Here is an 11,820-nt window from a genome sequence, read left to right as displayed (position 1 = left end):
GCAGGGGCGGACCGGCCTCCGGCTGCCGGGCGGTGCTTCGAGCGCACCGCACGAGGGCCGGCCGTCAGGTACCGGCGGGCTCCGTGTCCGGCGCCTGCGTGGCGGCGTACTCCTCGGAGACCTCCTTCTCCCCGAACGGCCACACCTTCTCCAGCCGCGCCCAGATCAGGAACGCAACGCAGCCGAGGGCGACCCAGGCCAGGGACCACTCGATGGGGTGGCGCCCCGGGGAGTTCTCGTCGGCGTAGCCGTAGATCACGCACCAGCCGACGAAGGCGACGATGCTCGGCAGGGGGTAGAGCCACATGCGGTAGGGGCGTGGCATCGTCGGCCGGCGCCCGCGCAGCACCGTCAGGGCGACGATCTGGGCCAGCGCCTGGACGAGGACCATCACCGTGGTGAGGAGCTGGATCAGGGTGGCCAGATCCGTGTGCCGGCCGATCAGGAAGCCGATCGCGGTGATCACGCCCATCGTCGCCAGGCCGAGCATCGGGAAGCGGTGCCTGGGGTGCAGCTTCGCGTACGGCCGGAAGAAGACGCGGTCGCGGGCGGCGTCGTAGGGCACCCGCGAGCCGCCGAGCAGGCCGGTGAAGACCGAGGCGAACGCCGTGATCAGGATCAGGACGGTCACCGTGTCGGCGGCCCCCTTGCCCCAGGTCTCCTCCAGTACGGCCGAGGCCACCGAGGTGGAGGCGATGTCGGCGGGGTCGGTCATCCGGTGCCAGTCGATGACCCCGAGCGTGCCGATCTGCAGGAGCAGATAGATCGCCATGATGCCGAGGATCGAGAAGAGGATGGAGCGCGGCAGGGTACGGCCGGGGTCCTTGATCTCGGCGCCCATGTAGGCGGTCGTGTTGTAGCCGAGGTAGTCGTAGATGCCGATGGTCAGGCCCGCGGCGAAGCCCAGCCAGAAGTGGTTCGAGCTGAGGTCGAGGGCGTGCGCCGGGTAGGTGAAGGCCAGGTGGGGGCTGAAGTCGGTGGCGGCGGCGACGATCACCAGGAGCACCGAGGCGATCATCACGGTCCACATCACCGCGGTGATGCGGGCGATGTGCTCGATGCCGCGCCAGAGCAGGAGCACGACCAGGGCGATGATGCCGAGACCGATCAGATCGCCCGAGGTCCTGCCGAGGTCGGGGGCGAGATAGCCGAGGTACTGGACGAAGCCGACCACGCCGGTGGACATGATCAGCGGGATGAAGAGCATCGCCGTCCAGACGAACAGGAACGGCATCAGCCGGCCCGTGCGGTACTGGAAGGCCTGGCGGAGATAGACGTAACTGCCGCCGGAGCCGGGCATCGCCGCGCCCAGCTCGGCCCAGACCAGCCCGTCGCAGAGCGCCAGCACCGCGCCCGCCACAAAACCGATCACCGCCTGGGGGCCGCCGAATGCGGCGACCATCAGCGGGATCGTCACGAACGGACCGATCCCGCACATCTGGCTCATGTTGATGGCGGTGGCCTGGAACAGGCCTACGCGACGGACGAATCCACCCGTGGGTGGCGGACTACCGGACATGGGGACTCCTGACGCGGCGGACGGAGAGGCTCGCCCGGCGGGGCTGGAGCCGATCCGGCGGGGCTGATGGCCGATAAAGTTAAGGAGCCTTACTAGATGCGTCAAGTATGCGTGAGGAATGCGTGAGAATGGTGCGATGCCCGCCAGCGACGTCATAGAGCAGCACGAACAGCCCTGGAGCCGCCGGCGGCTGCGCAGCACCAACGAGCGGCTGCTCCTCGACCGGCTGCGCGCCCTCGGTTCCGCCTCGCGCGCCCAGCTGGCGCGCGAGACCGGGCTGTCCAAGCCGACCGTGTCCAGCGCCCTCGCCTCGCTGGAGTCCGCCGGACTCGTCCACGAGGTCGGCACCCACGCCCCCGAGCGCGGCCGGATCGCGGTCCTGTACGCCCCCGACCCGGCCGCCGGTCATGCGCTCGGCGTGGACATCGGCCGCAGCTGGCTGCGGGTCGCGGTCGCCGACCTGGACGGCACGGTGGTGGCCCGGTCCGATGTGCGCAACCGCGCCCGCGGCTCGGGCGCCCTGGCCGACCTGGTCGTCTCCACCGCACGCCAGGTCGTGGCCAACTCCGGCGTGGACCCGGCCGAGGTGGTGCACGGCGTGGTGGGCACGCCCGGTGTGTACGACGAGAAGACGCGGCGGGTGCGGTACGCGATGCATCTGCCGGGCTGGGGCCGCGCCGGACTGCTCGACCGGCTGCGCGAGGAGCTGGGCGTACCGCTGGAGGTGCACAACGACGCCAACCTGGCGGCGCTGGGCGAGTACACGTACGGGGTCGGCGCGGGCAGCCGGCTGTTCGCGTACATCCTGATCGGCACCGGCCTCGGCATGGGGGTCGTCAGCGAGGGACGGCTGTTCACCGGGGCGCACGGGCTGGCCGGGGAGATCGGGTTCCTGCCCTGGCCGGGGCAGCAGAAGCCGGAGCGGCTGGAGGACGCGGTGTCGGGGGTGGCCGTCGTCGAGGCGGCGCGCCGGTTCGGGATGAGCGGGCAGCTGACCGCCAAGGCCGTGTTCGACGCGGCCCGGCACGGAAACACCGCCGCGGTCAGGGCGGTTCACCTGGAGGGCGAGCGGATAGCGCACACGGTGGCCGCCGCGGCGGCCGTGCTCGATCCGGATCTGGTGGTGCTCGGAGGCGGGGTGGGCCACAGCGTGGACCTGCTGCTGCGTCCGGTCCGGGACCATCTGCGCACGCTCACCCCACTGCGCCCGAAGATCGCGCCGAGCCGACTGGGTGAGGACGCGGTGCTCCTCGGCGCGGTGGCGACGGCTCTGGGGACGGCACGGGAGATGGTGTTCGAGCGCAGGTCGGCCGGGTGACGACCAATTCCCGCAGGGGCCACGGTGATTGACACGGCCCCCTCGGAGCCCTAGCTTGAGGCAGGTTAGTAAAGTTTCCTAACTTTACGAGGCTGGAGACCGCAGTGTTCCCTCGCCCCGCCCCCCGACACCGCCTCGCCGCAGCCGCCGTGGCCCTGGGCCTGATCGGCTCGCTGTCCAGCAGTGCCTGGGCCGGGCCCCGGCATCCGGCCCCGGCGCACGGACACACCCCGGTCACCCGTGTGCCCTCCGCCGCGGGCACCGGCACCCCGCTCTCCGGCTACGCGATCCGGTCGACGGCCGAGGTGAGCGACTCCGCGTCGGACGTCTCCTCCCCCGGCTACCCGGCTGCCGGCTGGTATCAGGCGGGCCCCCGCTCCACGGTCCTCGCGGCACTGCTCGCCGACGGCGTCTACGCGGACCCGTTCTACTCCACCAACCAGCAGAAGATCCCCAAGGCCGACTTCCAGGTCCCGTGGTGGTACCGCAGCGACTTCCGGGTCGCCGACACCGCCGAGCGCACCTACCTCGACTTCAGCGGGGTGATCTCGGCGGCCGACGTCTATGTCAACGGCCACCGGGTCGCCGGGGCCGCGGACGTCTCCGGCGCCTACACCCGCCACGAGCTGGACGTCACCTCGCTGGTCCGTCCCGGCACGAACACGGTGGCCTTCCGGATCCAGCCGAACGTGCCCAACAAGAAGCTCACCATGGGCTGGATCGACTGGCTCCAGCCGCCGCCCGACGAGAACATGGGCATCGTCCGGGACGTCCTGGTCCGCCGGGGCGGCCCGGTGGCCCTGCGGGACGCGCATGTGACGACCCGGCTGGACGTGCCCTCGCTCGCCACGGCCGATCTGACGGTCAAGGCGCGGGCCCGCAACGACTCCGACGCGGCCGTCACGGCCGAGGTCTCCGGGAGCGTCGCCGGAACGTCGTTCACGAGGACCGTGCCGCTCGCCGCCCACGAGACGAAGACGGTCATCTTCACCCCGGCCGACTTCCCCGGCCTGCACCTCACCGAGCCGAGGGTGTGGTGGCCGGCGGCCATGGGCGGACAGCCCCTGTACGACCTCGACCTCACCGCCACGGTCTCCGGCACCCGGTCCGACACCGTGCACCGGACCTTCGGCATCCGCGACGTGCAGGCACCGCTGAACTCCGACAGCGCCCGCCAGTACCGGATCAACGGCCGCAAGCTGCTGATCAAGGGCGGCGGCTGGTCGCCGGACGAGTTCCTGCGCTGGGACCGGACCTATGTCGAGGACCGGCTGAAGTACGCCCTCGACCTGGGCCTGAACACCATCCGCCTGGAAGGCCACATCGAGCCCGACGAGTTCTTCGACCTCGCCGATCGCTACGGCGTGCTCACGCTGCCCGGCTGGGAGTGCTGCGACAAGTGGGAGGGCCAGGTCAACGGGAGCGGCGAGTCCGGCGACCCGTGGACGGCCGCCGACTACCCGGTCGCCAAGGCCTCGATGGCCGCCGAGGCGGCCCGGCTGCGTGACCACCCGAGTGTCGTCTCCTTCCTGATCGGCAGCGACTTCGCGCCCGACGGGACGATCGAGAAGAACTATCTGGACGCCCTGAAGGCGGCCGACTGGCCGACCCCGGTGGTCTCCGCCGCGTCCGCCAAGTCCTCGCCCCAGCTGGGCAGTTCGGGCATGAAGATGACCGGCCCCTACGACTGGATCCCGCCGAACTACTGGTACGCCAAGCGCGAGGGCGGCGCCACCGGCTTCAACTCCGAGACCAGCGCGGGACCCGACATCCCCACCCTCGACACCCTGCGCCGGATGATGACGCCCGCCGAGCTGGACACGCTCTGGAAGAACCCGGGCACGAAGCAGTACCACCGCTCCCCGTCACCGGTCTTCGGCACGCTGAAGATCTACGACGCCGCCCTCGCCGGCCGCTACGGCTCCCCCAAGGGCCTCACCGACTACGTCCGCAAGGCGCAGCTCGCGCAGTACGAGGCCGTGCGCGCCCAGTACGAGGCGTACGGACGCAATGCGACGGACTCCTCGAAGCCGTCCACCGGGGTGATCTACTGGATGTTCAACAGCGGCTGGACGTCCCTGCACTGGCAGTTGCTGGACCGCTATCTCGACCAGGGCGGCGCCTACTTCGGGGCGAAGAAGGCCAACGAGCCGCTGCACATCCAGTACTCCTACGACAACCGTTCCGTCGTCGTGGTCAACAACCGGCACGGCTCCGCCTCCGGACTCACCGCGCGGGCCACGCTGTTCAACCCCGACGGCACGCAGAAGTACGACAAGACGGCCACCGGGATGACGGTGAAGGGCGACGGCGCGCACGCCGACGCGCTCACGCTGCCCGCGTCGGTGAGCGGACTGTCGACGACGTATCTGGTGCGGCTCACCCTGACCGACTCCTCCGGCAAGGAGGTGAGCCGGAACGTGTACTGGCTCTCCACCGAGGCGGACACGCTCGACTGGGCCAACACCGACTGGTACTACACGCCGACGACGAGCTACGCCGACCTCAAGGGGCTGGCTTCGATGGCGCAGGTGCCGGTGTCGGCGACGGCCTCGACGGAGTCGGCGGACGGCACCTCGACCACCACGGTGACCGTGCGCAACACGGGGACGGGCAGGACCCCGTCGCTGCTGACGGACATCCATCTGGTCGACGCGAAGGGGAAGCCGGTGCTGCCGGTGCGGTGGTCGGACAACCAGGTCAGCCTGTGGCCGGGCGAGTCGATGACGCTGACCGCCACCTACCGGACGGCGGATCTGCACGGATCCGAGCCAAGGGTGCGGGTCTCCGGCTGGAACACGGCAGAGCGGACCGTTCCGGCGGGCTGACCCGGTGGGGCCCGGCGGGGGCGTCCCGCCGGGCCCCGGCACGTCAGCTGACGTCGAGCGCCGTGTCGTCGAGGACGAAGGACGTCTGCAGGGTGTTGCCCTCGGTGCCGGTGAACTTGAGCGTGACGGTCTGGCCGGCGTAGCTCGCCAGACTGAAGCTGCGCTTGGTGTAGCCGCTCGCCGCGTTCAGGTTCGAGTAGGTCGCAAGGGTGCTCAGGACGGTCCCGGAGCTGTTGAGGACCTGGACCTTGAGCGTGTCGTACGCCGTGCTGGTGGAGGTCTCCGCCGTGTCGATGTGCAGATAGAAGCTCAGGGCGGCGGCGGTGCAGCCGGACGGGATGGTCACCGACTGGGAGAGGGTGTCGGTGGTGGCGCTGCCGTAGCCGTCCAGCCAGGCGTAGTACGAGCCCGTGCGCGCCGACTCGCCGCTGGAGTTGGTGATGACACCGCTGCTGGCGCTCCAGGTGCTGTTGCCCGACTCGAAGCCGTTGTTGCCGAGCAGCTGGGCGGCGGCGCAGGTGCCGCCACCACCGCCGCCCCCGCCGCTGGTGCCCGAACCGGCCAGCCAGGCGGTGGCGTTGAGGGCGAGGGCCGCGTTGGTGGCGCCGGAGTCGTTCCAGCCGTCGTACAGGGTGTTGCCGGACTGGCCGGTGCCGTCGTCGATGGGTGAGCTGTCACCCCAGAAGGCGACGCGTCCGCTGCCGAAGGTGCTGGTCAGGAAGAAGGCGCCGGTGTTGCCGGAGTAACCGCTGCGGTAGACCAGGCCCTTGACGGCGGAGTTGTCGGCGGGCTTGAGCGTGGCGGTGGTGCCGTTGGCGATGAGGCTCTTGGTGACGGTGCCGAAGGAGCCGTGCAGGACCGGGTCGGTGCTGTCGCTGATGGCCGCCGGGTAGCCGGAGCTGATGTTCAGCGAGTCGATGGAGAAGCCGAACGGGTCGGTCGAGTCGACGCTGTTGTTGGTCATCAGATCGTTGAGGATCTCGACCGCGTCCTGGCCGTCGTTGTTGCGGTCGGCGCCGGTGTGGTCGGAGATCATGAACAGACCGCCGCCGTTCTTCACGAAGTTCATGATCGCCGTCTTCTCGGCGGTCGTGAACAGCGTGTTCGGCTCGGGCAGGACCAGCGTGTCGAAGTTCGACAGGTCGGTGGCCGAGGAGCCGCCGTAGCTGAGGCTGGAGCCCGAGGGCAGTGTCTTCAGGCTGTAACTGCCGGTCTTCTGGAGGGCGACGCCCCAGGAGGACAGGGCGCCGGTCCAGTCCGTCTCGGCGGACGGGGAGGAGTCCTGGCCGAGCGGATCGGGCTGGCTGGTGGAGATGATCCAGTCCGCGTTGCCCACCGTCTCGGCGTGGGCGTTGTCGAACAGGACGCGGTGCGTGGTGGCCGCGTGGGCGGGGGTGGCGGTGGTGCCGACCTGGAGGGCGGCTCCCGTGACGAGCAGCCCGAAGCCGGCCAGGGCTGTGGTGAGTCTGCGGCGGGATCTTCTGGATCCGAGCATCCGGCGAACCTCCGTGAGCGGTGGGGTAGAGGCGGTGCGGGCGCCAAGTCTGCGCGCGTAGAACCAGGTTGAGGGTTCTACACGCGTCGATCGGTTGAAAGGTACATGGCATGACTGTGAGGTGAACAGAAAGTCCCGGTAATAACCGTGGTGGACCTGGCGCGGAGTTGCCCGCGCACAGGCCCGCCGACGCGGCTCCCCTCGGCGTTCGGCGGGCCTGCCGCCTCGACCGGGCGCCCGGCATGGTCGGCGCCGGGCACGGAGGGAGGCGGACCCCCACACCAGAAGAGTCGTGGCTCAGCCCGGCGGACGCATGGGGCCGATCGGCTCTGCGCACCGGCCCGTTCGGCCCGGCCGGTGCGCCGTCGCCTCACTCAGTGGGAACGGCGTGGCTCAGGTCGTGTACACGTACGGCGTCGTCGTGCTCAGTGGTGCGAAGCCGAGGCGTTCCAGGATGGGGCGGCTCCGCGCCACCGCGTCGACCTGGAGATAGCGGTAGCCGAGGGCCGCCGCGGCATGGGCGCGATGGGCCACCAGGGCACGGTAGATGCCCCGGCCACGCCAGGCCTCCACCGTGCCACCGCCCCACAGCCCGGCGAACCGCGTGCCGGGCACCGGCTCCAGGCGGGCCGCGCTGACCGGCTCGTCCCCCGCGAGCGCCACCACGGCGACCACCGTGTCCGGGGCGGCGGCCAGCCGGTCGAGCAGCCGGTGCCGCAGCCGTGTGCCGTCCGTGCCGAAGGCCTGCTCGTGCACGTCCACCACGAGGTCGACGCCGGCCGGGTCGGTGACGGGCAGGAGGCGGATCCCGTCGGGTGGCCGCGTGTCGGCGGTCAGGGCGGCGACCTCGGCGACCATCAGGGTCTCCTCGGGCTCCGGGGTGAACCCGGCCGCGACGAGCCGTGACCCGAGGTCGAGCGGGCGGTCGTGGCCGTACAGCTTCCACTCGAAGTCGCGGCCGAGGCCGGTGAAGTAGGCGATCTGGTCGGCGATCGCCCGGTCCGCGCTCGTGGCGTCCAGGCCGGACCAGACGACGCCGTTCCAGCCGTGGGCGTCCGCGACCTGGCGCACCACGTTCCCGGTGCGCTCGATCCGGGCGCCGGGGCCGTCGGGCCGTGCGCCCTCGCGCATGTCCCGGTCGTACAGGGCGAGCACCGAGGCGTGATCCATGGGTTCACTCCAGCATCCGGGGCGGGCCCGGGCAACGGGATTACCGGTCGGCGGTTCCCGCGGCGTCCGGACGCACCGCGGCCAGATATGCGCTGAGCCGGTCGCGGTTGCGGGCCAGGCAGTCGATGCGGGCCTGGATACGGTCGATGTGACCGGTGAGGAGGGCCGCGGTCTGCGGGGTCACGCACTCGGCGGGCGGATGGATCTGCTCCGGACCGGAGAGGTAGGGCAGGATCGCCCGGATCATCTCCGTGGTGAGTCCCGAGTCCAGCAGGCCGCGGATCTGCTGGACGTCCTGGACCGCGGACTCGCCGTAGGAGCGGTAGCCGTTGTCGGCGCGTTCGGGGTGGAGCAGGTCCTGTTCCTCGTAGTAGCGCAGCAGCCGGGTGGGGACGCCGGTGCGGCGGGACAACTCGCCGATCCTCATGGATGCCTCCCTCCGGGCGGCGCTTGCCTTCACACTGATGTGAAGGTCCGACCATGGTCGCATGTCCACCGTTTCCCCGGTCAAGGGCACTCCCCTGCCCACGCCGCTGCCCTGGCCCGGGCTCCTGGCCCTGTCCGCGGCGGCCTTCACCGCCGTCATGACCGAACTGCTCCCGGCCGGCCTGCTGTCGGTGATGGCACCGGCGTTCGGTGTCTCCGAGGCCCGTGTCGGCTTCCTGGTCACCGGGTACGCGGCGGCCTCCTTCCTGGCCGCGATCCCGCTCACGGCGGTCCTGCGCGGGCTGCCCCGGCGGCCGGTGCTCATCGGCACGCTGCTGGGCCTCGCGTGCGCCGACGCCCTGGTCGCCGTCTCGTCCTCATACGCCCTCACCTTCATGGCCCGCCTGCTGGCCGGTGCCATGGGCGGCACGCTGTGGGCGATGCTCGTCGGATACGCGGCCCGCATGGTGCCCGCCGGGCGGCGCGGCCGGGCGATCGCGATCGTGCTGGCCGGGATCACCCTCGCGCTGGCGCTGGGCGTGCCCGCCGGAACCGCGCTGGCCGGGGCGCTCGGCTGGCGTACGGCGTTCGGAGCGCTGGCCGGACTCGCCGTACTGCTGGCCCTCTTCGCGCGGTGGTCGGTACCCGGCTTTCCCGGCGAACCCCCGTACGCGCGCCTGCCGTTGATCCGGGTCGCCGCCCGGCGGGGGATCCGCCCGGTGCTCTCCGTGACCCTGTTCCTGCTGCTGGGGCACCAGGTGATGTACACCTATGTCGCGCCGTTCGCGGCACACATGGGTTTCGCGCACACAGGGCTGCTGCTCGCGGTGTTTGGAAGCGCCACCGTCGTCGGCATCTGGATCACCGGGGTGCTGATCGACCGTCATCTGCGCACCACCCTGCTGGCCGCTCTGTCGTCGCTCGCGGCCGTGCTGGTCGTGCTCGGCCTGTCGGCCGGTGCGCCCGCCGTGCTCATCGGGGCCGTCGCCGTGTGGGGGGTGGCCTTCGGCGGCGCACCGACACTGATCCAGACCGCGCTCGTCGACGCCTCGGGCCCCGCCGACGCGGACGTGGCCACCTCCCTGCAGACGACGGTGTACAACGCGGGCATCGCGGCCGGTTCCCTGGCCGGGGGCCTGGCACTGGACGGCATGGGTCCCGGTGCCCTGCCGTGGACGGCGCTCCCGCTGGTGGCGGTGTCGCTCGCCGTGGCCATCGTGGGCCGGCGGTACGCTTTCCCGGCCGTACGCCCCTCGGGTCCGGCCGTGGAAAGCCCTGGCCGGAGCGGCCCTGCTGCCCGTACCGTGCGCCCCGGAGTCATGCGGTGAGAGGGGTTGTGCCTCATGGTGATGGACAGCGAACTGCCGTTTGTGCGCCGCTGCGTGGAACTCGCGGCCGAGGCGCTCGCGGCGGGCGACGAGCCGTTCGGGTCGGTGCTGGTGTCCGCCGACGGCGACGTGCTCGCCGAGGACCGCAACCGGGTGGCCTCCGGGGACCGTACGCGGCATCCGGAGTTCGAGCTGGCCCGCTGGGCGGCGGAGCATCTGACCCCCGCGGAGCGGGCCTCGGCGACCGTCTACACCTCGGGCGAGCACTGCCCGATGTGTGCCGCGGCGCACGCCTGGGTGGGGCTGGGGCGGATCGTATATGTGGCGTCCTCGGAACAACTCACCTTCTGGCTCGCTGAGTTGGCGGTTCCCGCCTCGCCGGTCCGGGCGCTGCCCATCCGTGAGGTCGCGCCCGGGGTGCTCGTCGAGGGACCGGTGCCGGAACTCGTCGAGGACGTACGCACCCTGCATCGCCGCTTCCACGGGGCGGAGACCTGATCGGCCGACGGGCCGCCCGCCCGGGAAGCGCGGCGGGGGTTGCGCATGACCGGGCCGGTCAGCCGAGTTCGAGTGTGGTGACGCCGAACACGCGGTCCTGGGCGTAGTCGCGCACGGGGCCCGTGTACATGCGGGCGGTCTCGAAGGAGGGGGTGAATCCGGCCGCCTCGGCCAGGGCGATGCCCGCCGCGTTCGTCTCGGGGACGTCGAGGGCGACGTCGCGGCCGGCGGCGTCGGCGGTGAGGGCGGCGAACAGGGCCCGGGCGTCGTCGGGGCCGTCCGCGAACAGCGGGCCGATGCGCAGGCTGTCGCGGCCGGGCCGGAGGACGCCGTAGCCGGTGAGACGTCCGCCGTCGTGGCGGACGAAGGTGCGGTGGTCGGTGCCGGTCAGCCACTCGGCCAGGAAGCGGGGCCGCTCGGCCGGGTAGCAGGCGCTGTCGTACGCGGTGATGGCCTGAAGGTCGGCCGCTCGGGCGGGACGGACGTCCGTGGGAGTCTCCGCCTCTGCCGCGGTTCCGGTGAACCGGACGGTGCGGTAGGCGAGTTCGAAGCCGGACTGGCGGTAGTTGTCCTGCTGGGCCACGACGCCGTCCAGGCCGACGGTGCGGTTTCCGGCGTGCGCGAGCGCGGTCTTCCAGGTGGTGATGCCGTGGCCGCGCCCCCGCAGGTCCGGGCGGACCAGATAGCAGCCCAGGAAGGCGTAGTCGGTGCCGTAGTTGACGACGGAGATGGCCGAGACCGGCTCACCGTCGATCCGGCCGAGGAAGAACCCCTCGGGGTCCTGGGCGAAGAAGGCGGGGCCGTCGGACAGCCCGGGGTTCCACCCCTCGTCCGCCGCCCACCCGCTGATCACCGGCCAGTCCCGGAGGGTGGCCCGGGTGACGACGAGGTCCTGGGGGGCCGGAGAGGTCATGGGTGCGCTCCATTCCGTAGCGGGGTGCGCGGTGGTCGGCCGCGCCCGCAGCATCCTTCCCGATCACCCGGGGACGCGCCACGCCGGTTACGAGCCGTTGGAAGTTCAACAGCACGTACCGGCAAGGCCGTTGACGTCGGCCGCTCGGCCCACGGCGGTGGCGTGGCACCGGCCGCCGGAGGTCCCGCGGATCGCGTCCGGTGGGACCTCCGGCGGGCGCCCCCCGGAGCGGGGGGGCCCCGGGGGGGGACCGCGGGTGACGACGGCCCCCCGGGGGAGGTCAGCGGCCGGGGCCGCGGCGGGGGGGGGCGGGGGGTGCGGGCCC

General features: G+C 71.7%; 9 protein-coding genes. 4 read left to right on the top strand and 5 right to left on the bottom strand.

Annotated features, from left to right (window positions below; translation table 11 throughout):
• Positions 1 to 64: 64 nt before the first annotated feature.
• Entirely contained in the window at positions 65 to 1,519 is a 1,455-nt protein-coding gene (locus tag AB0I54_RS37730) for an APC family permease (RefSeq protein WP_363300802.1), read from the bottom strand.
• Between the two features lie 136 nt (positions 1,520 to 1,655).
• On the opposite strand from AB0I54_RS37730, the gene AB0I54_RS37725 reads away from it, so the two are divergent.
• Entirely contained in the window at positions 1,656 to 2,837 is a 1,182-nt protein-coding gene (locus AB0I54_RS37725) for an ROK family transcriptional regulator (protein ID WP_363300801.1), read from the top strand.
• Positions 2,838 to 2,941: 104 nt separating this feature from the next.
• Positions 2,942 to 5,665, top strand: a complete 2,724-nt coding sequence (locus tag AB0I54_RS37720; protein WP_363300800.1) for an exo-beta-D-glucosaminidase — start codon at positions 2,942 to 2,944, stop codon at positions 5,663 to 5,665.
• Between the two features lie 43 nt (positions 5,666 to 5,708).
• On the opposite strand, the gene AB0I54_RS37715 is transcribed toward AB0I54_RS37720, so the two are convergent.
• From AB0I54_RS37715 to AB0I54_RS37705, 3 genes are all read right to left on the bottom strand, one after another.
• The gene (locus AB0I54_RS37715; protein WP_363300799.1) at positions 5,709 to 7,160 is read right to left on the bottom strand and encodes a hydrolase; all 1,452 of its coding nucleotides are present in this window, start codon (positions 7,158 to 7,160) and stop codon (positions 5,709 to 5,711) included.
• 393 nt (positions 7,161 to 7,553) lie between these two features.
• Positions 7,554 to 8,330, bottom strand: a complete 777-nt coding sequence (locus AB0I54_RS37710; RefSeq protein ID WP_363300798.1) for a GNAT family N-acetyltransferase — start codon at positions 8,328 to 8,330, stop codon at positions 7,554 to 7,556.
• Positions 8,331 to 8,370: 40 nt separating this feature from the next.
• A complete protein-coding gene (locus AB0I54_RS37705) occupies positions 8,371 to 8,757 on the bottom strand; it encodes a MerR family transcriptional regulator (protein ID WP_363300797.1) in 387 nt (128 codons plus the stop codon).
• A 61-nt stretch (positions 8,758 to 8,818) separates the two neighbouring features.
• Here AB0I54_RS37705 and AB0I54_RS37700 point away from each other — a divergent pair, with 61 nt between their 5' ends.
• On the top strand, positions 8,819 to 10,084 hold the full coding sequence (locus tag AB0I54_RS37700; protein WP_363300796.1) for an MFS transporter: 1,266 nt from the start codon (positions 8,819 to 8,821) through the stop codon (positions 10,082 to 10,084).
• Positions 10,085 to 10,099: 15 nt separating this feature from the next.
• Entirely contained in the window at positions 10,100 to 10,582 is a 483-nt protein-coding gene (locus AB0I54_RS37695) for a nucleoside deaminase (protein ID WP_363300794.1), read from the top strand.
• Positions 10,583 to 10,640: 58 nt separating this feature from the next.
• Here AB0I54_RS37695 and AB0I54_RS37690 read toward each other — a convergent pair whose 3' ends face one another.
• Positions 10,641 to 11,495, bottom strand: coding sequence for a GNAT family N-acetyltransferase (locus tag AB0I54_RS37690; protein ID WP_363300793.1), 855 nt, complete (start codon positions 11,493 to 11,495; stop codon positions 10,641 to 10,643).
• Positions 11,496 to 11,820: the final 325 nt, after the last annotated feature.

The sequence above is a fragment of the Streptomyces sp. NPDC050625 genome (genome assembly GCF_040654755.1).
GTDB lineage: Bacteria > Actinomycetota > Actinomycetes > Streptomycetales > Streptomycetaceae > Streptomyces.
This window is presented reverse-complemented; position numbering and strand designations above follow the sequence as displayed.